18 protein-coding genes are annotated in these 21,103 nt (G+C 63.1%); 2 read left to right on the top strand and 16 right to left on the bottom strand.

The window, feature by feature from the left end; genetic code table 11:
* Nucleotide 1 precedes the first annotated feature (1 nt).
* From ureC to Q8R61_RS03330, 11 genes are all read right to left on the bottom strand, one after another.
* Nucleotides 2-1,753, bottom strand: coding sequence for an urease subunit alpha (gene ureC, locus Q8R61_RS03380; RefSeq protein ID WP_305534214.1), 1,752 nt, complete (start codon nucleotides 1,751-1,753; stop codon nucleotides 2-4).
* A 21-nt stretch (nucleotides 1,754-1,774) separates the two neighbouring features.
* Complete coding sequence (locus tag Q8R61_RS03375; protein ID WP_305534212.1) at nucleotides 1,775-1,993, bottom strand: hypothetical protein; 219 nt, start codon at nucleotides 1,991-1,993, stop codon at nucleotides 1,775-1,777.
* A gap of 13 nt (nucleotides 1,994-2,006) precedes the next feature.
* Complete coding sequence (locus Q8R61_RS03370; protein WP_305534210.1) at nucleotides 2,007-2,312, bottom strand: urease subunit beta; 306 nt, start codon at nucleotides 2,310-2,312, stop codon at nucleotides 2,007-2,009.
* A gap of 155 nt (nucleotides 2,313-2,467) precedes the next feature.
* Nucleotides 2,468-2,770 carry an urease subunit gamma gene (locus tag Q8R61_RS03365; RefSeq protein WP_305534208.1) on the bottom strand — a complete coding sequence of 101 codons (303 nt, stop codon included), beginning with the start codon at nucleotides 2,768-2,770 and terminating at the stop codon, nucleotides 2,468-2,470.
* Between the two features lie 10 nt (nucleotides 2,771-2,780).
* A complete protein-coding gene (locus tag Q8R61_RS03360; protein WP_305534206.1) occupies nucleotides 2,781-3,626 on the bottom strand; it encodes an urease accessory protein UreD in 846 nt (281 codons plus the stop codon).
* Nucleotides 3,627-3,633: 7 nt separating this feature from the next.
* The gene (gene urtE, locus Q8R61_RS03355) at nucleotides 3,634-4,326 is read right to left on the bottom strand and encodes an urea ABC transporter ATP-binding subunit UrtE (protein WP_305534205.1); all 693 of its coding nucleotides are present in this window, start codon (nucleotides 4,324-4,326) and stop codon (nucleotides 3,634-3,636) included.
* 3 nt (nucleotides 4,327-4,329) lie between these two features.
* Nucleotides 4,330-5,166 carry an urea ABC transporter ATP-binding protein UrtD gene (gene urtD / locus Q8R61_RS03350; RefSeq protein ID WP_305534203.1) on the bottom strand — a complete coding sequence of 279 codons (837 nt, stop codon included), beginning with the start codon at nucleotides 5,164-5,166 and terminating at the stop codon, nucleotides 4,330-4,332.
* Nucleotides 5,163-6,269 carry an urea ABC transporter permease subunit UrtC gene (urtC, locus tag Q8R61_RS03345; protein WP_305534201.1) on the bottom strand — a complete coding sequence of 369 codons (1,107 nt, stop codon included), beginning with the start codon at nucleotides 6,267-6,269 and terminating at the stop codon, nucleotides 5,163-5,165. Before urtC ends, urtD begins: the two co-directional genes overlap by 4 nt.
* A gap of 1 nt (nucleotide 6,270) precedes the next feature.
* Nucleotides 6,271-7,857: an urea ABC transporter permease subunit UrtB gene (gene urtB / locus Q8R61_RS03340; protein WP_305534199.1), complete on the bottom strand. Its 1,587-nt coding sequence runs from the start codon at nucleotides 7,855-7,857 to the stop codon at nucleotides 6,271-6,273.
* An 89-nt stretch (nucleotides 7,858-7,946) separates the two neighbouring features.
* Nucleotides 7,947-9,191 carry an urea ABC transporter substrate-binding protein gene (gene urtA, locus Q8R61_RS03335; protein ID WP_371133548.1) on the bottom strand — a complete coding sequence of 415 codons (1,245 nt, stop codon included), beginning with the start codon at nucleotides 9,189-9,191 and terminating at the stop codon, nucleotides 7,947-7,949.
* A 104-nt stretch (nucleotides 9,192-9,295) separates the two neighbouring features.
* Nucleotides 9,296-10,426 carry a porin gene (locus tag Q8R61_RS03330; RefSeq protein ID WP_305534195.1) on the bottom strand — a complete coding sequence of 377 codons (1,131 nt, stop codon included), beginning with the start codon at nucleotides 10,424-10,426 and terminating at the stop codon, nucleotides 9,296-9,298.
* Nucleotides 10,427-10,648: 222 nt separating this feature from the next.
* Between Q8R61_RS03330 and Q8R61_RS03325 the strand changes: the two genes are divergently transcribed.
* Nucleotides 10,649-11,176, top strand: a complete 528-nt coding sequence (locus Q8R61_RS03325; RefSeq protein ID WP_305534193.1) for a hypothetical protein — start codon at nucleotides 10,649-10,651, stop codon at nucleotides 11,174-11,176.
* A 266-nt stretch (nucleotides 11,177-11,442) separates the two neighbouring features.
* Here Q8R61_RS03325 and Q8R61_RS03320 read toward each other — a convergent pair whose 3' ends face one another.
* The gene (locus tag Q8R61_RS03320; protein WP_305534191.1) at nucleotides 11,443-11,898 is read right to left on the bottom strand and encodes a hypothetical protein; all 456 of its coding nucleotides are present in this window, start codon (nucleotides 11,896-11,898) and stop codon (nucleotides 11,443-11,445) included.
* Nucleotides 11,899-11,979: 81 nt separating this feature from the next.
* Nucleotides 11,980-12,495 carry a hypothetical protein gene (locus Q8R61_RS03315; protein ID WP_305534189.1) on the bottom strand — a complete coding sequence of 172 codons (516 nt, stop codon included), beginning with the start codon at nucleotides 12,493-12,495 and terminating at the stop codon, nucleotides 11,980-11,982.
* Nucleotides 12,496-13,502: 1,007 nt separating this feature from the next.
* Here Q8R61_RS03315 and Q8R61_RS03310 point away from each other — a divergent pair.
* Nucleotides 13,503-14,447, top strand: coding sequence for an integron integrase (locus Q8R61_RS03310; RefSeq protein WP_305534340.1), 945 nt, complete (start codon nucleotides 13,503-13,505; stop codon nucleotides 14,445-14,447).
* 261 nt (nucleotides 14,448-14,708) lie between these two features.
* Here the strand turns inward: Q8R61_RS03310 and Q8R61_RS03305 are convergent, their stop codons facing one another.
* The 3 genes from Q8R61_RS03305 to Q8R61_RS03295 all read right to left on the bottom strand — a co-directional run bounded on the left by Q8R61_RS03305 (nucleotide 14,709) and on the right by Q8R61_RS03295 (nucleotide 20,879).
* Nucleotides 14,709-15,635 (bottom strand): response regulator transcription factor, encoded by a 927-nt coding sequence (locus Q8R61_RS03305; RefSeq protein ID WP_305534187.1) that lies wholly within the window; start codon nucleotides 15,633-15,635, stop codon nucleotides 14,709-14,711.
* A complete protein-coding gene (locus tag Q8R61_RS03300) occupies nucleotides 15,622-19,041 on the bottom strand; it encodes an ATP-binding protein (RefSeq protein WP_305534186.1) in 3,420 nt (1,139 codons plus the stop codon). The genes Q8R61_RS03305 and Q8R61_RS03300 overlap by 14 nt, the downstream gene beginning before the upstream one ends.
* Nucleotides 19,042-19,373: 332 nt before the next feature.
* Entirely contained in the window at nucleotides 19,374-20,879 is a 1,506-nt protein-coding gene (locus tag Q8R61_RS03295; protein WP_305534185.1) for a class I SAM-dependent methyltransferase, read from the bottom strand.
* Between the last annotated feature and the right edge of the window lie 224 nt (nucleotides 20,880-21,103).

Here is a 21,103-nt window from a genome sequence, read left to right as displayed (position 1 = left end):
GTCAGAATAAGAAGTAGCGTTGCGCCATCGGCAGCACGGTGGCCGGCTCGCACACCAGCAGCTCGCCGTCGGCGCGCACCGCATAGGTTTCGGGGTCGACGTCGATGACTGGCGTGGCGCTGTTGTGGACCATGTCCCGCTTGCTCAGCGTGCGGGTGTTTTTCACCGCGACCAGCGGCTTGGCGAGGTTCAGCGCGGCCACCTCGGGGTTTTCCAGCGCGGCCTGCGAGACGAAGGTGACGGAGGTTTTCAGGGCGCCGCCGAAGCTGCCGAACATAGGCCGGTAGTGCACCGGCTGCGGCGTCGGAATGGAAGCGTTGGGGTCGCCCATGGCGGCGGCGGCGATCATGCCGCCCTTGACGATCAGGCTGGGTTTCACGCCGAAGAAGGCGGGCTTCCACAGCACCAGATCGGCCAGTTTGCCGGGCTCGATCGAGCCCACCATGTGGCCGATGCCCTGGGTGATGGCCGGGTTGATGGTGTACTTGGCGATGTAGCGCTTGACCCGGAAGTTGTCGTTGCGCGGGTTGGACTGAACCTCACCCTCTCCCCCAGCCCCTCCCCCGCTTCCGGGGGAGGGGGGTAAAAAGCCGCGCTGCAGCTTCATCTTGTGCGCGGCCTGCCAGGTGCGGATGATCACTTCGCCCACCCGGCCCATGGCCTGCGAATCCGACGACATCATGGAAAAGGCGCCGAGGTCGTGCAGGATGTCCTCGGCGGCGATGGTCTCGCGGCGGATGCGGCTCTCGGCGAAGGCGATGTCCTCGACGATCGAGGCATCGAGATGGTGGCAGACCATGAGCATGTCCAGATGCTCGTCGATGGTGTTGACCGTGTAGGGCATGGTCGGGTTGGTGGAACTCGGCAGCACGTTGGGCATGCCCGCCGCCCGGATGATGTCCGGCGCGTGGCCGCCGCCCGCGCCTTCGGTGTGGAAGGTGTGGATGGCGCGGCCTTTGAAGGCATTCAGCGTGGTCTCGACAAAACCCGATTCGTTGAGCGTATCGGTGTGGATGGCGACCTGCACGTCCATTTCGTCGGCCACCGTCAGGCAGGTGTCGATCGCCGCCGGGGTGGTGCCCCAGTCCTCGTGCAGCTTCAGGCCCATCGCCCCGGCGCGCACTTGTTCTCTGAGCGGCTCCGGCTGGCTGACGTTGCCCTTGCCGAGAAAGCCCAGGTTCATCGGGAAGGCGTCCGCCGCCTGCAGCATGCGATGGATGTGCCATGGTCCCGGCGTACAGGTGGTGGCGAAGGTGCCGGTGGCGGGGCCGGTGCCGCCGCCCAGCATGGTGGTGATGCCGGACATCAGCGCCTCCTCGATCTGCTGCGGGCAGATGAAGTGGATGTGGCTGTCGATGCCGCCGGCGGTGACGATCATGCCTTCGCCCGCGATGATCTCGGTGCCGGCCCCGATGGCAATGGTGACGCCCGGCTGCACGTCCGGATTGCCGGCCTTGCCGATGGCCTGGATGTAGCCGTTCTTCAGGCCGATGTCCGCCTTGACGATGCCGGTCACGGCATCGACGATCAGCGCGTTGGTAATGACCGTGTCGGCCACTTCGGCGGATACGCGCTGGCTCTGGCCCATGCCGTCGCGGATTACCTTGCCGCCGCCGAACTTCACTTCATCGCCGTAAATCGTGTAGTCCTTTTCCACCTCGATCCACAACTCGGTGTCGGCCAGGCGGACGCGGTCGCCGACGGTGGGGCCGAACATCTCGGCATAGGCCTGGCGGGCGATGCGAACAGCCATGACGATCTCCTTGCGGCCGGGTTAGCGGTGCGTGTTCTGAGCGCGGGCCGCAGCACGGCGACGATAGATCCGCGCCCCGCCGATGCCGATCACCAAGGCAATGAGCGTCATCGCCAGATGATCCGGTTCGCTCAGCAGATGCACGACGGCATCCAGCATGTTGCCGTGATGTTCGCCCGGATGCGCGTAGGCGAAGGGCGAAAAAATAAACAGAAGCATGGCGAAGGTTTTTTGTTTCATCTCGTTGTCTCCTTTAAAGCGAACCCATGATCCGGCCCTGAAACCCATAGACCTTGCGCGCGCCGGCGTAGGCCACCAGTTGCACCGTGCGGGTCTGGCCCGGCTCGAAACGCACTGCGGTGCCGGCGGCGATGTCCAGGCGCATGCCGCGCGCCGCTTCCCGGTCAAACGCCAGAGCGTCATTGACCTCGAAGAAGTGATAGTGAGAGCCGACCTGAACCGGCCGGTCGCCGGTGTTGGCCACCACCAGCGTAAGCGTGGGGTGGCCGGCGTTGAGTTCGATTTCGCCGGGTTCGATCTGCATTTCGCCTGGGATCATGCTGGCTCCTCAAAACGTGTGAAGAAATCGTAGCGAGCGGGTCGCAGCGAGGTGTGTCCGGAGCGCAGTGACCGGAATGTACGACGTTGTATATGAGAATAGCGAGCACCGCACAAACCTCGATCCGACACGCGCAGTAGATTTTTCATACGTTTCTAGATGATCGGGTGATGGACGGTCACCAGCTTGGTGCCGTCGGGGAAGGTGGCTTCGACCTGGATATCCGGGATCATCTCGGGCACGCCCTCCATGACCTCGTCGCGCTGCAGCAGTGTGGTGCCGTAGCTCATCAGTTCGGCCACGCTCTTGCCGTCGCGCGCACCTTCCAGAATGCCGGCGGTGATGAAAGCCACCGCCTCGGGATAGTTGAGCTTGAGGCCGCGCGCGCGGCGGCGTTCCGCCAGCAGCGCGGCGGTGAAGATGAGCAGCTTGTCTTTTTCGCGCGGGGTCAGTTCCATATCGATTCTTTCAGGTGTTCCAGATGCGCGGCGTGTGTGCCTTGCGTCCGATCAGCGCCGGGCACAGCGTCTGCCACACGGCAGTCAACCACTGGCGCGCCGCCTCCGACGAATGCCCCAGGTAACGTGCCACCAGGATGTCCGGCAAGGCGGTAATCCCATGCCGGGCGCCGGCCTCGTGCACGGGAATGTCCCGACACGTCGTAAGCAATCCCGGCTCGATGCCGGGCGCCACCGCGAGGAAGGTCCCGCTGACGCTGAATCCGGCCAGCCCGGCCGCCGCGTTCAGCAGGTCGCCCCCGCCCTCCAGCCGACCCCGTTCCAGCCAGACGGGCCGCCCGGCCCGCCGGATCCGGGTATCGAGATGCACGGATCCGGCGGTGAATTGTTCTCCCGACGCGCGACGCCCCAGGCACAGCACGTCCATGCCGATGAAGCGCGCATCGGCGGCGAGGTCGACAGTGCTGCGCAGGCTTGCGTGCGCCGCGTCGAACACGATGGTTTCCTGCGGCAGCCATTCCAGCACGCCCTGCGCTTCCACCGTGAAACCCAGGCGCTGGCTGGCCCAGGCGCCGGCGCTGCGATACCACTTGCCGGCACCCGGCGTGGTCAAAAGCGCATGGGCACCCGGTCCGACCGTCACGTCGATTTCCAGATCGTCGCCGCCGGCAATGCCGGACGGCGGATGCAGCACGATGGCATGGCAGACGGCCTCGCCTTCCGGATAGAGCGCCTTCTGGATGCGCAGCGGGCCCACGTGTTCGCGGCGGACGAGAATGGTGCCCGCCTCGCGCCGCTGGAAACCCAGGGACAGGCGCGCATGCCAGGTCGAGGAAAGCGGTTCGGCGAGGTCCATCGCCCCATCATACGGAGAGCAATTCGCGCACGCCATCCTGGTCCATGTCGGCGCCGGCGCCGCGCTTGATGAATTCGCCGCGTTCCATCAGCAGGTACTGGTCGGCGAGCGAGCGGGCGAAATCGTAATACTGCTCGACCAGCAGGATGGCCATGCTGCCTTCTTCGGCCAGCATGCGGATGGCGCGTTCGATGTCCTTGATGATGGACGGCTGGATGCCTTCCGTGGGCTCGTCCAGGATCAGCAGCTTCGGCCCGAAGGCGAGCGCCCGGCCAATCGCCAGTTGCTGCTGCTGGCCGCCGGAGAGGTCGCCGCCGCGCCGCTTCAGCATCGCTTTCAGCACCGGGAACATTTCATAGATGCGTTCCGGGATCGGCGTGCCGCCGGGCTTCGTCGCCAGCCCCATGCGCAGGTTTTCTTCCACGGTCAGGCGCGGAAAGATCTCGCGCCCCTGCGGCACGTAGCCGATGCCGGCTTTCACCCGGGCGTGGGAGGCCGCGTTGGTGATGTCCCTGCCGTCGAAGGTCATGCTGCCGGTCTTCGCCGGCACCAGTCCCATCAGGCACTTCAGCAGCGTGGTCTTGCCGACACCGTTGCGGCCGAGCAGACAGGTGACCTGGCCGGTGGGCGCCTCGAAGGAAAGGTCGCGCAGGATGTGGCTGCCGCCGTAATACTGGTTGAGGTTCTCCACACGCAGCATGGTTCAGCGCCCCAGATACACTTCGATGACGCGCGGATCGGCCTGCACCGTTGCGAGGTCGCCTTCTGCCAGCACCGAGCCTTCGTGCAGAACGGTCACCTTGCCGCCCAGCTGTTCGATGAAGGCCATGTCGTGCTCCACCACCACCAGGCTGTGCTTGCCGGCCAGCGACTTGAACAGTTCTCCGGTGCGCTCGGTTTCGTCGTCGGTCATGCCGGCCACGGGTTCGTCGAGCAACAGCAGCTGCGGCTCCTGCATCAGCAGCATGCCGATTTCCAGCCACTGTTTCTGGCCGTGCGAGAGCAGTCCGGCCGGACGGTCGGCTTCATGGTCGAGGCGGACTTGCTTCAGCGTGTCGGTGATCCGGTCGCGTCCCTCCTGCGACAGCCAGGCGAACAGGCTGGCCCAGGCGCGCTTGTCGGTCTTCATCGCCAGCTCCAGGTTCTCGAACACCGTATGGTTCTCGAAGATGGTCGGCTTCTGGAACTTGCGGCCGATGCCGGCGTGGGCGATTTCCGGTTCGGTCATGCGGGTCAGGTCCAGGGTCTGGCCGAAAAAACAGGTGCCGGCATCTGGCCGGGTCTTGCCGGTGATGACGTCCATCATCGTGGTCTTGCCGGCGCCGTTGGGGCCGATGATGCAGCGCAGTTCGCCGGCGTCGATGGTCAGATTGAGATTGTTCAGCGCCTTGAAGCCGTCGAAGCTCACCGAGATCGCCTCCAGGTAGAGAATGACCTTGTGGGAAAGGTCGACGCCGGGCTGGAGAATATGCCCCACCACCTGCGTGCCGTCTTCCCCGCCCCGGTTGTCGGTGTCGTAGTCGGTCAGATTCGTGCTCATGCCGCGACCCGCGCCCTAATGCGTTTCCACAAGCCCACCACGCCCTCGGGCAGCCACAGCGTCACCCCGACGAACAGCGCCCCGAGGAAGAACAGCCAGTACTCCGGGAAGGCGACGGTGAAGAAGCTCTTGAAGCCGTTGACCAGGCCGGCGCCGATGATCGGGCCGATCAGGGTGCCGCGCCCGCCCACCGCCACCCAGATGGCGATTTCGATGGAATTGGCCGGCGACATTTCACCGGGGTTGATGATGCCCACCTGCGGCACGTAGAGTGCACCCGCGATGCCGCACAGCATCGCGGAAAAGGTCCAGATGAACAGCTTGTAGTGCAGCGGGTTGTAACCGATGAACATGACGCGCGACTCGGCATCGCGGATCGCCGCCAGCACCCGGCCGAACTTCGACGTGGCCAGGTAGCGTCCCGCCAGCAGCGCCAGCATCAGCGCCAGCGCGGACAGCGCGAACAGCGTCGCCCGCATTTCCGGCGAGGTGATGTCGTAGCCCAGGATGCGCTTGAAGTCAGTGAAACCGTTGTTGCCGCCGAAGCCGGTTTCGTTGCGGAAGAACAGCAGCATCGCGGCGAAGGTGAGCGCCTGGGTGATGATGGCGAAGTACACGCCCTTGATGCGCGAGCGGAAAGCAAAATAGCCGAACACGAACGCCACCAGCGACGGCACCGCCAGCACCAGAATCAGCGTCAGCACAAAGGAATCGGAGCCGGCCCAGTACCAGGGCAGTTCCTTCCAGTCCAGAAACACCATGAAGTCCGGCAGATGCGACTGGTAGGAGCCGTCGGTTCCGATGCCGCGCATCAGGTACATGCCGAAGGCGTAGCCGCCCAGCGCGAAGAACATGCCGTGCCCCAGCGACAGGATGCCGGCATAGCCCCAGACCAGGTCCATCGCCACCGCGACGATGGCGTAGCACATGATCTTGCCGCCGAGGGTGATCACGTAGTTGGAGACATGGAAGGGATGACCCTCGGGCACGAACAGATGCAGCGCCGGCATCAGCACCAGCGTAATGGCGGCGAAGAGGCCCATGGCGATCCAGCCCGAGCGGGGCATGGCGGCGAGGACGCGGATGGTGAACGGGGTGCGCATGTCAGTTGTCCACGAAGCGGCCCTTGAGGGCAAACAGGCCCTGCGGGCGTTTCTGGATGAAGACGATGACGATGACCAGCACCACGATCTTGGCGATCACCGCACCGGACCAGCCTTCGAGGAATTTGGTCACAACGCCCAGGCCCAGCGCCGCCCACACCGCGCCGGCCAGTTGCCCAACGCCGCCCAGCACCACCACCAGGAAGGAATCGACGATGTAGCCCTGCCCCATGTCGGGGCCGACGTTGGCGATCTGCGACAGCGCCACGCCGCCGAGGCCCGCGATGCCAGCGCCGAGGCCGAACGCCATCGTGTCCACGCGCCCGGTCGGCACGCCGACGCAGCCCGCCATCGGCCGGTTCTGGGTGATGGCGCGCACGAACAGGCCGAGCCGCGTCTTCTGCATCAGTACCCACACCAGCGCCAACACGAACAGCGTGAAGCCGATGATGACGATGCGGTTCCACGGCAGCACCAGCCCCGCCATGATCTCGACGCCGCCCGACATCCAGACCGGATTGGCGACTTCCACGTTCTGCGCACCAAACAGCATGCGCGCTGCCTGAATCAGAATCAGGCTCAGGCCCCAGGTGGCGAGCAGGGTTTCCAGTGGCCGGCCATACAAGCGGCGGATCACCGTGCGCTCCAGCAGCATGCCCACTAGCGCGGCGGCGAGGAAAGCGGCCGGGATGGCTGCCAGCACATACCAGTCGATATAGTCCGGGAAATACGCGCGAAACAGGGTTTGCGTGAAAAACGTGGCATAGGCGCCGATCATCAGCAACTCGCCGTGCGCCATGTTGATGACGCCCATCACGCCATAGGTGATGGCCAGCCCCAGCGCGGCCAGCAGCAGGATGCTGCTGAGCGAGAGGCCGCTGAATATCTGACCGAGGATTTCGCCAAAGGCCAGGCGCGCCTCGATCGCATCGACCGCCTGCGCGGCGGCTTCGCGCACCGCGGCATCCGGTTCATTGGCTTCATCCAGCAGCGGCAGAAGCAGTCCACGAGTCGCCGGACTCGCGCTGTCCGCCAGCAATTCAACCGCCGCCAGCCGGGCCGCCGCATCGGGGTTTTCAAGGTTGGCCAGCGCGTGCGCCTGCTTCAGCAAGGCCTGAATTCCCGCGTCGGTTTCCTTCGCCATCGCAGCGGCCAGGATGGGCGCCATGCCGATACCGGCGTTGCTCTGCAGTTCCGTTGCCGCCGCCAGGCGCACGGCGCGGTCGGGGTCGTACAGCTTCAGCGCGGCCAGCGCGTTGGCGAGCTCGGAGCGCAGGCGGTTGTTGACGGTGATGGATTCGTAGGTTTCTGGAACCGGGTCGATGACGGCGCCGGTGGCGGCATCGACCGCCTGCTCACCGTCGAAAATGAATACGGCCTCGTCGGCAACCAGCAGTTCGTCGTCGGCCATCGCCTTCAGCACTTTGGCGGCGTCCGCGCTGGCGCTGGCGCCGAGCTGCCGGATGGCGGCGATCTTGTCGTCGGACTCTTCCGCCGCGAGTTGACGTACTAGCGCAGGGTCGAGCGCGGCAAAGGCGTTCGACGCGGGCAGCAACAACAGCAGGAGCGTGAGCAGGAGGCGTTTCATGGTGGGGCCGGTATCCGTCATTCCGCTGGGTGCGAACCGTTTCGCGCCCAGCGGAATGACGCCCTCTCGCGAGGGCGCCAGAGGCGTGCTTACTTGCTGTCGGGCACGTCCTTCTTCTTGTCGTTGCCGGGGATGTAGGGGCTCCACGGCTGGGCACGGATCGGGCCCTTGGTTTTCCACACCACGTTGAACTGACCGTCACCCTTCACTTCGCCAATGAACACCGGCTTGTGCAGGTGGTGGTTCTTCTCGTCCATCTTGACGACGAAGCCGGACGGCGCCTTGAAGGTCTGGCCGGCCATTGCGGCGATGACCTTGTCGACGTCGGTGGACTTGGCTTTTTCGACCGCCTGCTTCCACATGTGGATGCCGATGTAGGTGGCTTCCATCGGGTCGTTGGTCACCACAGTGTCAGCGTTGGGCAGCTTTTGCGACTTGGCCCAGTCGCGGTACATCTTGATGAACGCGGTGTTGGTCGGGTTCTTGATCGACTGGAAGTAGTTCCAGGCGGCCAGGTGGCCCATCAGCGGCTTGGTGTCGACGCCGCGCAGTTCCTCCTCGCCCACCGAGAACGCCACCACCGGCACGTCGGTCGCCTTCAGGCCGGCGTTGCCCAGCTCCTTGTAGAACGGCACGTTGGAGTCGCCGTTGATGGTGGACACCACAGCGGTCTTCTTGCCTTCGCCGGCAAACTTCTTGATCTTGGCGATGATGGTCTGATAGTCGCTATGACCGAACGGCGTGTACTCCTCCATGATGTCCGCGTCCTTGATGCCCTTGCTGTGCAGGAAGGCGCGCAGGATCTTGTTGGTGGTGCGCGGGTAGACGTAGTCGGTGCCCAGCAGCACAAAACGCTTGGCGGAGCCACCGTCCTTGCTCATCAGGTATTCCACCGCCGGGATCGCCTGCTGGTTCGGTGCCGCGCCGGTGTAGAACACGTTCTTCTCCAGTTCCTCGCCCTCGTACTGCACCGGGTAGAACAGCAGGCCGTTCAGCTCCTTGAACACCGGCAGCACCGATTTACGCGACACCGAGGTCCAGCAACCGAACACCACATCGACCTTGTCCTTGGACAGCAACTGACGCGAGCGCTCGGCGAACAGCGGCCAGTTGGAAGCCGGGTCGACCACCACCGGCTCCAGCATCTTGCCCATGACACCGCCCGACTTGTTGATCTGGGCGATCGTCATCAGCGCGGTTTCCTTCAGCGCGGTTTCGGAAATGGCCATGGTGCCGGACAGCGAATGCAGGATGCCGACCTTGATGGTTTCGGCGGCATGCACGGAGAAGCTGGCAAGGCCTGACAAGGTCAGCAGGCTGGAGAGCACAGTCATTTTCAGAAAATTACGACGGGTTTGCATGGTGAACTCCTGTGTGGAAATAAAGGGAAATGCGTCAAAGCGAGACGCGCGGCACTAGCTGCGCGCCTGCCGATCGATCAGAACTGGAACTGCATGGCGACGGTGAAGGCATCCACGTCGCTTGCGCCGGTCACTTCCGTGTTCGAGTACACAGCGCCGATCTGAGCGTTGTAGCCGTCGATGATGTAATTGACGCCTACGTCGTACTTCTTGGTGTCGACGTTGTTGTCGGGCGTGAACTTCTGGTAGCGCACGAACGGCTGCACCTGCCCCCAGCCCACCTTCTGGTCGAAGATGTAGCCGACGCCGGCCGAATACGCGCGTCCCTGTTCCATCAGGTACACGTCATCTGTGTCGTAGTCGTAGCCCGCCGCCTCGATCGACAGCGCGCCCGGCCCCACGCCTTTTTTCTCCAGCAGGAAATCGATGCTGTAGGAGGCGTAGTCTCCGGTTGCCAGGGCCGAGTAGGCGCCGTTCTTCTGGGCGCGTCCGGCGATGCCGATGGCCAGGATGTCTTTGCCGCCCAGGTAGTTGCCGGTGCCGTAGTAGCCCGGCTCCGCATCCCAGAAGTCCATCTGCAGCCGACCCGCATACATCAGGCCATCTGACCCAGTCCTGTGCGTAGAGGTTGAAGTGGCCACCGGCGCGATCTTGAAGGTGGTATTTCCCTCAAAAGCGCCGAAGGCATAGGCAAGCTTTCCGTCCATCACACTGCCCACCACCGCCACACCGTCGTCACGCCCGATGTAGCCACCATTGAAGCCGTAGCGCGAAGCGATGCCCGACCAGTAGCCGCCGCCCAGCGAGTAATACGGGCCGGCCATGTTGGCGCGGTCGCTGGGAGAGAGAAAACGTCCGGCCCAGATCGTCACGCCGGGCGTGATCGCGATCTGGACGTTGGCATCGATGGCCTGAAAACCTTGGCCGGCGATGTCCTTTTCTGTGTTGAGCATGCCCTTGATGTACTTGTTCAACGAGCCCGACAGATAGATGCGGGCGCTGTCCAGGCTGAAGTTCTGCGAGCGGGACGTGCCGTTGGGCGCTGCATCTTCCACGCTGCTGAAGCTGCCGCGCATTCCGAGGCCGATGCTGACCGACTTGTCCTCGCCAAACGTGATCGTGCCGCCCGAATAGGCAGGCATAGCCGGCAGCATCAGTGCTGCGGCCACAGCCGCTATCAGCGGATTTCTTTTGATTTCAAGTGCCATTTCCCATCCCCTTTGATTGAATTATCGTCACTAAACCGAAGCGGCCGATTGCACGCTGGCCGCCCGATCGCCCTAAGCCTTTGAACACGGGCTCAGGTTAGCGAGCAGCCTGGGGGGATGAAATAAGTCATCTTACGTAGGTGGACCGAGTGACCGATGCCCCGGGCAGGTGCTACCTTTTGCCGCGTTGAATGACACACGCGAAAGCGTCCGGGACGGGTGATGATCGATTTTGCGAAAACAAAAACGCATTGCAGCGGCGGCATCCTGCTGCTGGCTGCCCTGCTGCTCTGCGGCTGCGGCGAGCTTGCCTACAAGCGCGGCGCTACTTCAAGCGATCTGGAAGCGGCAAAAAAATCCTGCCGCGAAAAAGGGCCGAACCCGGCAACGGTCGAGCAATGCATGGCCGATCATGGCTGGGTCGTTCAGAACCTGAGCAGGATGGAGCCCCTGGATGCAGACCCCGTCGTGGAAGCCTCAGTCATCCCCAGCGACCGCAGAATCGAAAACGCAGCCGGCGCCACCCAACCCGCGACAGCCGTGAAACGAAAGCCCGAGATGACGGACACCTTCAAGGTGAGCTCATGGTGGAAAACCGGCAGCGGCGCCGTCAGTCTGAAAACCGACACGGAGGCATGCGTGGCGAAACTGGGTGAAGCCCACCGTCCAGACAGCCAGACCCAATCGGCCACCCAGGGCCTGCTACTGTGCATGAAGGGCAAGGGATGGAGCGGGTTGCGGGCGAAATAGCACGTCGCGTAATCGTGAAATCCAGGCTTGCCTGACAAATAGGGAAAGGTGGTTCTTTCCCTGCCCAACAGAAAATCGGCTATGAACAGACGGTCAGGCCAAACTCCGCGGCCGTCGGGTCATCGGCCTGAGCGGCCTGTCATGCTGACCGCTTCATATGACCGGTCTTCGCCACTTACCGGTCAAAGCAACGTTTGAATTAAGGGGCGCGCTTTAGCGCGTCCCGCTTGAATGATTTGTTGGGCATGATGGGCTGTGGCTATTCATTACACCACCCCGCGATTCGTTAGACCAAAGAGGCTACTGATTGACGCGCAGGCATTCTCGGCCTGCGATTTCGGTACCTTGCGCACAATAAAAATTGACTCGCCCTTGTGGTTCGAAAGCTCGACAGAGTAGTAAGTAGCGAAGCTAGCTTTTCTATTCATTTGCGCGTGAACGCTTGAGTAGTCGCGAATTGAAATGGGGCGGTAGAAACGCCTGACTGGCGATGACAATGGCGAAAACGTGGCGATGCCTGTTGCGGAATCAATAGTCACTCGGCGCGGAGCGAGATAAGTTTTCAGCAGCCCCAGAATCGAGATTAATACTAGAAGAGCAGCCAAGAATCCTGCGGCTGCAGGAGGCTTGTTGATACCAACAAGGCCGGCTAGCGCGAGGGAGCTGAAAAGGAAAGCGTCAGTTCGCCTTCCTTCCGAATAGGGGAACTCAATCGAATTCATAGGTGTGGTGCCCAACGTAGAGCTAACCGGCGGCGCTTTAGCGCCGTCCAGCGGCCGAAGGGAGCGAGGTTGAGCGCCGGGTTAGGTGGCACGTGAGCGGCTCCCTATCCATCTGACACTGAATCGAAGTACGGTGAACCATGCTGTTACAAGCACACATAAGGCGGCGGCAATGAGCGGAAAAAATAGCAGATTAAAAGCGAGGTCTACTGATGAGTAGCGTTCATTAAAAAGCGCGTGTGTGGACGACTGTGCAACCAAAGCTATTACGACAGCGCCGTTGAGGAACACAAGGCGCCTGGTGAGCGAGCCGATTAAGGTTGCGGCCCCAAGTAAACTTGCCAGTAGTGGAATGAGGCCCCACCGATAGGTGGCATACCATGGATTCTTCAGTGGTCCACAGCCACAGCCCGGATTTCGATAGCTCGAATCGTTAGTGCACGCGTCCATATTGGCAAACACCGTGACTTTGCCGCCGCACGATAGCTGCGCTTGCTGTAAATGGCTCTTGGGCTCCACAAGGTCGGCGAAGAGGAAGAGCAGCACAATGGCCAAGCCTGCCATCATGTTTCGTCGAAGTATGTGCGCGGTTTTCATGCCACCTAACGTTTGAGGTAAGGGGCGTGCCGCTTGCGGCGCGTCCCGTGGAGGCCGAAGGCCGGAACGAACTTGACCGAGGGGTTAGCCCTATACACCTGGATGACAAACACGGTCTGTAACTCTCCGAAATAATAGGGCATCTGTTTCGTGCCGGGCGCCGTCAACCTCAATGGCAGGCAGCTTGATCTTGAACTCCTCCCGCCCAATACCCGCCGGTTCTAATACGAAGCCGTAGTTACGCCAGCCCAAGCTCCCAAAAAGGGATCTGGCCAGCGGCGGGTTGAAAGTATCTTCAACTCCTGTGAACGTACTTGTAGCAGGGAACGTATACCGGGTCTGGTAGCCGTAGGACGATCGCATGATCTCCTTTGATTCGGCCGGCGCGGACGCGCCGATTTTGGGGTTTGATGTCGGTTCGGTTGTGCCGTCTTTGTTGAGCTTGAAATATATCTGGTAACTGAGCTGTGGAATTACTGCCGTGCTAATCGGTTGATCGCTGACGGATAGGATTTGAAATGCGGGCGCCGTGAACCTCACAGATTTACCTGGGGCTGGGGTGAACGAGAAACACAACTTTACGGGGCCGCTTGCTGAGTAGTTGCAATCCCATACTCGGACAACGAGATCTGACGTTGCTTTGTACTCGATCGCTCGATCACCTGACCATGGCCCAGCCTCTTGTCCATTGGTAATGCGTGACGGTCGAAAGAAGGTTTCGTCTTGGCATACCGACAAGCAACCACCGAGCAGCGGTGCGACAAGGACAGCGGCAAGTAAGCGCATGGGGGCTAACAGTTAATATAGAGACCCATGGGTCCGGACGTTTTTTAATAAAGAGACAGGCGTTTCCATAGTCTATCTTCTTGATTCTTATATGGATGTTTGTCCGGCTGTCTCTTTATTACGTTATGCAAAAGGAGACGCAGGGCTTCCGGATTATGCTCCTGATTTTTTCCCTCAACCACTAGGAGCGAACCTCATGGGGTCAACCGACACCCCCCCGCCTGCTTGATCAAGTTTCCATCGTCTGCCGCCGCCGGCATCTCAGTCCCCGCACCGAAGACAGCTACCGTTTCTGGATCCGGAAGTTCATCTATTTCCACGGGAAGCGCCACCCGAACACGATGGGCGGGCCAGAGGTGGAGGCCTTCCTGAACCATCTGGCGAGTGAGCGGCATCTTTCTGCGTCCTCGCAAACCCAGGCGCTCAACGCCCTGGTCTTTCTCTACGATTCCGTGCTAGAGCAGCCATTGGGCGAGATGGCCGGGCTCAAGCGGGTGCAACGCCGTCACCGGGTGCCGGTGGTTCTCGCGCGCGAGGAGGTGAAAGCCATCCTCGGGCAGATGACCGGGGTGGTCAGACTGATGGCGGAGCTGATGTATGGCGCGGGCTTGCGCGTCAACGAATGCATGACGCTGCGGGTCAAGGACATCGATTTTTCGGGTGGGGTGCTGAACGTCCGTTCCGGAAAAGGGGCCAAGGATCGCACCACACTCTTGCCTGAACGGCTGCATGCCCCGCTCAAGCAGCAGTTGCTCCGGGTGGCGGAGCTGCACAAGCAGGACTTGTCGCATGGCGCCGGGTTGGCTCCACTACCCAGTGCGCTCGCCCGCAAATATCCCTCGGCGTCGACTTCGCTGGCCTGGCAGTTCGTCTTTCCGTCTGCGGTATTGCGTCCGTGGGGTGAAAGCGGGAGGCTGGCACGCTGGCATGCGTCGGATTCGACGGTGCAGCGGGCCTTTCGGGAAGCCAGGGATCGAGCCGGGATCCACAAGCATGCGAGCGTGCACACCCTGCGTCATTCCTTTGCGACTCATTTGCTGGCATTTGGTACCGACATCCGGACGATACAGCTGCTGCTTGGTCACCGCAGTTTGCAGACGACGATGATCTACACGCATGTGATCGAGGTGACGCGGAACGTTGCCAGCCCGTTCGACAGCCTTTGAATCTTGCGCTCCTGGTCGCGACTGGAGGAAGAGCGTCCTCCATGTCGCTTAGGGCCAAGTTCACTGGCTGCTCTTGGCCATGAAGCTGACGTCAATGCGAGGGCGTCACGACGGGCCGCTTTGGCCGACCACCGGACGCTCGCCCCGGACGCACCGAATGACCGGAATGGGTTGCGGACTCAGCCTGAGTTTCTACCGCTCAACTAAATTACTGATCTGCCATTTCTCATGGCCCTGAGGCCCCCGCTAATTGCTTTCTCATCACACCTGCACCGGCATCTGCAGCCGCCGCATCGCCAGCGCCGCGGCGGCCGTCCGGGTTTCCACACCCAGCTTCTCGAACAGATTGTCCATGTGCTTGTTGATGGTGCGGTGGCTGATGCCCAGGATGTCGCCGATATCGCGGTTGGTCTTGCCGTGGATCACCCAGTACAGCACTTCGGCTTCGCGCAGGGTGAGCTTGAACGAATCCACCAGGACTTTTGTGATGGCGACGTCGCTTTCCTCGTGTAGAACCAGCAGGCACTCGCCTTCTTCGGTGCGCCCGTGCAGGGCGCAGACCATGCGGCCTTCGTCTCCCCTGATTTCCAGGGGGGCGGGGGGTTGGGGTTTGGTGAGCGCGGTGTGCAGCCATGCGTGGATGCGCGCGACCAGACCGTGTTCATCCTCGCCGGCATATTTATGCAGAAGGGTTCGCGCCAGCGGGGTTTGCCACAGCAGCGCGCCATCGGTGGGCCGCATCGATACGCAGGCCTGGCCGTAGGCATCCAGCACGCTGCGCGCCTGCTGCGTCTGGCGGGCGCTCTGCACGTGGGCGGCAATGCGCGCCAGCACTTCGGCGGGACGGATGGGCTTGGTGACGTAGTCGGAACTGCCTGCGGCAAACGCCGCCACCACGTGCTCGGCGTCGGTCAGCCCGGTCATGAAGATGATCGGAATCGGCTCGGTGACCGGGTCGGCCTTCAGGTGGCGGGCCACCTCGAAGCCATCCATGCCGGGCATGACGGCGTCGAGCAGAATGACATCGGGCAGGCTCTGGCGCGCGCGCTGCAGCGCGCTTTCGCCGTTGGTGGCGACCAGCACCGCGTAGCCGGCTTCGTCCAGCGCGTCGTAGAGCAGGGACAGGTTCTCGGGCACATCGTCCACGATCAGGACGACGTCCTCGTTCATGCGGTCAATTGCCGGCATCGGTGCTCTTTCGCAGGATTTCTTTCATCGCCTCGAACTGGAATCGCCGGGCCAGCACCCGCATCACCTGGACGAACTCGGCATGAACCGGGTCCAGCTGTTCGATTTCGTCGAGATTTTTCAGGATGCCGCGCATGTAGCCCAAGTCGATCATTTCCCGCAGATTGCTCACCTGCTCCGCATCGGGCGGCACCATGGGCTGGCTGGGAAGGCCGGGCGGCGGGGCGGACTGGCGCGGGATGTCCGCACGGATCCATTCCAGGTTCAGGCGCTTGCCGAGCCAGTCCAGCAGTTCGTCGACGCGGAAGGGTTTGGTGATGAAGTCTTCGCCGGCGATGCCGGCATCGTTGTCCGCGCCTTTCTCGAAAGCGTTGGCCGAGATGATGGCGATCTCGGCATCCGTCATTCCGCCCGAGCGGAGCCGGCGCAAGGTCTCCCAGCCGTCCATGCCGGGCATCGCCAGGTCCATCAAAATCACGTGGGGCAAAAAACCGGGAATGGCCGCCAGGCAATCATGCCCGGAGGACACCTGGGCCACCTCGAACCCCAGCGGGGTCAGGATATTGACCAGCAGTTCCCGATCCACCGCTTCGTTGTCGACCACCAGGATGCGGCGGCGCATGCCCACGTAGCCGATGCGTTGCGCCAGGGGGTGATCCTTAACGTGCTGTTCCGCATGCAGCCGCGGCAGGAAGAGCCGCACATCGAACCGGCTCCCCTCCCCCGGCCTGCCCACCACGCTCAGTTCGCCCCCCATCAGGTCGGTGAGCATGCGGGCGATGGTCAGCCCCAGGCCGGTGCCGCCCGTTGCGCCGACGTGGGCCGCGCTGCCGCGTGAGAACGGCTCGAAGATGTTGCCGACTTCGTCCGGCGTGATGCCGGGGCCGGTGTCCTCGATGGAGAAAAAAGCCATTTCGCGCTGATGGCGCAGGCGCAGCGTCACGCTGCCGCTGACGGTGAACTTGACCGCGTTGCCCAGGATGTTGAGCAGGATCTGGCGCAGCCGTTTTTCGTCGGCGCGCACCATGGCCGGCAGCGGCCCTTCCGGCAGATAGTGAAAATCGAGCCCCTTCTGCCGCGCCTGCTGCTCGAACATGCCGACGAGCTGCTGGATGAAATCGGCAAAGTCCAGCGGACGCACGTTCAGCGTGAGCTTGCCGCTTTCGATGCGGGCGATATCCAGCGTGCCCTCGATCAGCGACAGCAGGTGGTCGCCGCTGCGGCGGATGACGTTGATCGCCTGGCGCCGGTTGGGCGGGATCGTCTCGTCCTGATCCAGAATCTGGGCATAACCGAGGATGCTGTTGAGCGGCGTGCGCAACTCGTGGCTGATCGATGTGATGTACCGACTCTTGGCCTGGTTGGCGTGCTCTGCCACCTGCTTGGCGTTCTGCAGCAGTTCGTCGGTGCGGCGATGGGAATCGATTTCCTGCATCAGGAGCTGTGTCTGGCGATTGGATTCCTGCTGCGCCACCTGGCGGCTCTTGTGGGTCAGCACCAGCCACCAGGCGACGACGCCGGACACCAGCAGCAACGCGGCAAACGCGCGCTGGTAGGACTGCTGCAGGGCGGGCAGCAGCGAGGCCGCCGCTTCGCCCAGCGCCAGCACCTCCTGGTAGTAAAGCAGGCCCACCAGCAACACCAGGAAGGGCACCACGCCCGCCATCAGGAGCAGGTAATGGCCCAGTCCGGCATCCAGATAAGGCTGCGCCCGCTTGGGCAGGCAGCGTTCCAGCAAGGCGGCCCACTGCTCACCCAGGCGGGCCTGCGGTTTGCACAAATCGTGGCAGCGCGCGTCCAGCGTGCAGCAGAGCGAACAGATGTGATCCTGATAGGCTGGGCAACGTGCCATGTCCTCGACTTCGTAAGCCTTGCCGCAGATGCAGCAGCCGAGGGTGGACGCGGGCGTGGCACCGGGTGCCGGCATGTCGTGGCGCGCGATGTAGTAGCGCCCGCCGGTGAGCCAGGCGATCAGCGGCGAACAGATCAGCGCCGCGCCCAGTGCGATGAAGATGGCGAAGGGCTGCACCGCGTCGCCGAACAGGCCGACGTAGGCTGCGACCGATAGCCCCGAGGCGATGCCCATGGCGCCCACCCCCACCGGGTTGATGTCATACAGATAGGCACGGCGGAATTCGATGCCGGGCGGCGACAGGCCGAGCGGCTTGTTGATCACCAGGTCGGCCACCACCACCATCATCCACGCCACCGCCACATTGGAATACAGCCCCAGCACCCGACCCAGCGCCTGGAACACGTCCATCTCCATCAGCATCAGCGCGATCAGGATATTGAACACCACCCACACCACCCGGCCGGGATGGCTGTGGGTGAGGCGGGCGAAAAAATTGGACCAGGCCAGCGAGCCGGCATAGGCGTTGGTGACATTGATCTTGAGCTGGGAAATCACCACGAACAGGACAGTGGCCGCGACCGCCCAACCATAATCGGGAAACACATAGCTGTAGGCGATGAGGTACATCTGGTTCGGGTCCACCGCCCGATCCACCGGAACCAGGTGGCTGATGGCGAGCCAGGCCAGCAGCGCGCCACCCAGCATCTTGAGCACGCCCGGCACCACCCAGCCGGGGCCGCCCACCAGCACGCTGGCCCACCAGCGGCGACGATTGGCCGGGGTGCGCTCCGGCATGAAACGCAGGTAGTCCACCTGCTCGCCCATCTGCGTGATCAGCGCCAGCCCCACCGCCATGGCCGCGCCGAACAGATGGATGTCGAAGCCGGCGGTGCCGTTGCCGGCATAGCCGACGATGCCGGCAAACGCGCCCGGCTCCTTGGCCAGCAAAAAAACAAAAGGCAGCACCAGCATCACCAGCCAGATGGGCTGGGAGATCGTCTGCAGGCTGCTAATGACGGTGACGCCATGGGTGACCATGGGAATCACCACCAGCGCGCAGATCAGGTAGCCCCACGCCGGCGGAATGCCGAACGCCAGCTCCAGAGCGTAGGCCATGATGGCCGCCTCCAGCGCAAAGAAGATGAAGGTGAAGGACGCATAGATCAGAGACGTGAGGGTGGAGCCGAGATAGCCGAAGCCCGCGCCGCGCGTCAGCAAGTCCATGTCCAGCCCATAGCGGGCGGCGTAGATGCTCACCGGCAGGCCCACCAGAAAGATGATCAGGCCGGTGGCGAGAATGGCCAGTGCCGCATTGAGAAAGCCGTAGTTCACCAGCAGCGTCGCGCCCACCGCTTCCAGCACCAGGAAGGCCGCCGCCCCGAAGGCGGTGTTGGCCACTCGCGACTCGGTCCATTTGCGATAGCTGCGCGGCGTAAAGCGCAGCGCGTAATCTTCCAGGGTTTCGTTGGCGACCCAGGTGTTGTAGTCGCGGCGGACCTTGACGACGCGCTGGCGCGCCTTGGGCGGAGCGTTCTGCGCGATCGGTTCCATTCGTCAGCGGGCCCGTGCCGGGAACCTGCACGGGCGCCGGCAGCCAGAACGGCGTTCTGTGAGCCTGGTTGCGCGGTCCTGGCCGGCCATGGTTTTCTCCCAACATGCGGTGCGGTTCGATCGGATGCCCAGAACCCTTTAAGCAAGCGATGTTCCAGCTTGCTGGCAGCTGACCAAGCCTTTGTTTTGATTGGGGAGACAAAATTCGAACGGTCATGCGGCCTTCGACTACGCACCACGCTTGAACAGACCGCACCATGCGCGGGCACGAAGGCGTTAATGACAGCGCGCGCGCCTTGCGTTATTTCCGTTCTTGCCAGTGGCACGCCTGCTTACGCCATCAGCAAACCTTGACGCGCGAACAGCCAGAGCTGTTGCCATGTCGGTTCGCGCAAGCGCTCCAGCGGCAGGTCCACGCCCGATCGCGCCAGCGACGCCTGCATCTGGAGCGTGAGTTCATCGACCGTGCGGCGGCCATCCAGCCAGCCCAGCAACAGCCGGCCCGCCGGGTCCAGATCGATCGCGACATGGCGTGCGCCGCTGACCACCCAGCCGGGCGTGCTGGCCTGCTGTCGCGCCAGCGCATGAGCGGCGGGACGTTCGCCCGGCTCGGCGGCCGTTGGGCCGGTCCACACCGTGACCATGACGCCCTGGGTGGCGACCAGCTGGAACAGGGCTTCGCTGAAGGCGCGCTCATCGGTGTCGTCCGCCACGCCGTAGTCGGCCATCACCTGGCGGGCCGCGCCGAGTAGGTCCGGATAGCCCGATGCACCGGGATACGCGGCAGACAAAACCATCACCGCCGCCTTCATCCAAGGCAGGGCGACATGAAAGGTATTGCCGGCAGGATTGACGAAGGCCTGTTCCGTTGCCGCCTCAAGGTCGATTTCCTCGTTGCTGGCGAGATCGGAATAAAAGGCCAGCCCGCTTAAGGCTGCGGCCTGCGGCGGCTGGGCGCAGGGCGCATCGGTGCGTGCAATCAGGGCACGGCGAAAGCGCGTGCCGAGCGCGTCGTCGAGCGCAGATTCGGCGTCCAGCCAGCGGCCGGCCATGCTCTCTGGAATCAGGCCCCAGGCGTCCTCGAGCTCGACTACAGCGCGGCGCGGGCCGGCTTCGCCGACATAGCGCAGGTCGTGCTGATCGAGTTGCGCCGCGAATTCGCCGAAGGTCATCGGCACGTTGAAGTCGGCGAGATATTCGTGGAACAGATAGGACGGCGCGGCCGACTTCAGATAGGCGACTTCCTTCAGCAAATCGGGATCGCTCCATTCGACCGACAAGTCGTCCAGCACGCGCAGCGCCTGCTGGAAACGCTCGGGGGCCGCGAGGTCGGCCGAGGTGCGCGCGGTCAGCGCGGCGCGCAGCGGCTGCAGCTTTTCCCAGCCGGTCGACACATTGAAGCTGACGTAGGCCACACCCTGCGGCGACAAATGGTGCCGGCAGACGTCGAGCAAGGCCTGCTGAACGGCAGGCGGCACCCAGGAGAATACGCCGTGGGCAATGATGTAGTCGAATTCGCCCAGATCGTCCGGCAGCGCGGCGAGATCGCCATGCAGGATCCGTGCATTGGACAGCCCCAGCGCCTCGATGAACGCCGCACCCGCCTCGGCCTGCACGCGCGACAGCTCAATGCCGACGCACTCGGATTCGGGCCAGCGCCACGCCAGCGGAATCAGGTTGCCGCCCTGCGCGCAGCCGAGCTCGAGAATGCGTGCGCGGGCAGGATCCGGGGCAACGAAGCCATGCAGTCTCGCCACCGCCGCCAGAAAATCCGGCTGGGTTTCGGGCAGCGGCAGGCTGTCGTAGGGGAGTTCGTCGTAGCTTTGCAGGGTATCCATGCAAAAGATTGTAGCGTCGGCCATACTTAGGGCGTGTTAACACTAATTTCACGCCCGCGACGAGGCCGATTCGAGATGCAGGCCGCGAAGCGAGACGCGCTGCAGTGTCGTTCACTGCAAGCGGCTTGCGACAAAGGCATGCGCCCGAATCGGCCCGTCCCTTCGGGTTGCCGCGAGAAAGCGCGTCTGCGGCGTTGCGCCGCTTGGCAAGGGGTGGCCCTTGC

This window comes from Thiobacillus sp., assembly GCF_030696885.1.
Taxonomy (GTDB): Bacteria; Pseudomonadota; Gammaproteobacteria; order Burkholderiales; family Thiobacillaceae; genus Thiobacillus.
The sequence above is the reverse complement of the archived record's forward strand: the minus strand, read 5'-3'. Positions and strand labels throughout refer to the sequence as shown.

Bases quoted from the DNA above. Each gene is read 5' to 3' on its own strand.
- Q8R61_RS03330 (WP_305534195.1), bottom strand. From the start codon at position 10,426: ATGGCACTTGAAATCAAAAGAAATCCGCTGATAGCGGCTGTGGCCGCA.
- Q8R61_RS03295 (WP_305534185.1), bottom strand. From the start codon at position 20,879: ATGGATACCCTGCAAAGCTACGACGAACTCCCCTACGACAGCCTGCCG.
- Q8R61_RS03365 (WP_305534208.1), bottom strand. From the start codon at position 2,770: ATGGAACTGACCCCGCGCGAAAAAGACAAGCTGCTCATCTTCACCGCC.
- urtB (WP_305534199.1), bottom strand. From the start codon at position 7,857: ATGAAACGCCTCCTGCTCACGCTCCTGCTGTTGTTGCTGCCCGCGTCG.
- Q8R61_RS03370 (WP_305534210.1), bottom strand. From the start codon at position 2,312: ATGATCCCAGGCGAAATGCAGATCGAACCCGGCGAAATCGAACTCAAC.
- Q8R61_RS03300 (WP_305534186.1), bottom strand. From the start codon at position 19,041: ATGGAACCGATCGCGCAGAACGCTCCGCCCAAGGCGCGCCAGCGCGTC.
- Q8R61_RS03315 (WP_305534189.1), bottom strand. From the start codon at position 12,495: ATGAAAACCGCGCACATACTTCGACGAAACATGATGGCAGGCTTGGCC.
- urtA (WP_371133548.1), bottom strand. From the start codon at position 9,191: ATGACTGTGCTCTCCAGCCTGCTGACCTTGTCAGGCCTTGCCAGCTTC.
- urtC (WP_305534201.1), bottom strand. From the start codon at position 6,269: ATGCGCACCCCGTTCACCATCCGCGTCCTCGCCGCCATGCCCCGCTCG.
- ureC (WP_305534214.1), bottom strand. From the start codon at position 1,753: ATGGCTGTTCGCATCGCCCGCCAGGCCTATGCCGAGATGTTCGGCCCC.
- Q8R61_RS03305 (WP_305534187.1), bottom strand. From the start codon at position 15,635: ATGCCGGCAATTGACCGCATGAACGAGGACGTCGTCCTGATCGTGGAC.
- urtE (WP_305534205.1), bottom strand. From the start codon at position 4,326: ATGCTGCGTGTGGAGAACCTCAACCAGTATTACGGCGGCAGCCACATC.
- Q8R61_RS03320 (WP_305534191.1), bottom strand. From the start codon at position 11,898: ATGAATTCGATTGAGTTCCCCTATTCGGAAGGAAGGCGAACTGACGCT.
- urtD (WP_305534203.1), bottom strand. From the start codon at position 5,166: ATGAGCACGAATCTGACCGACTACGACACCGACAACCGGGGCGGGGAA.
- Q8R61_RS03325 (WP_305534193.1), top strand. From the start codon at position 10,649: ATGATCGATTTTGCGAAAACAAAAACGCATTGCAGCGGCGGCATCCTG.
- Q8R61_RS03360 (WP_305534206.1), bottom strand. From the start codon at position 3,626: ATGGACCTCGCCGAACCGCTTTCCTCGACCTGGCATGCGCGCCTGTCC.
- Q8R61_RS03375 (WP_305534212.1), bottom strand. From the start codon at position 1,993: ATGAAACAAAAAACCTTCGCCATGCTTCTGTTTATTTTTTCGCCCTTC.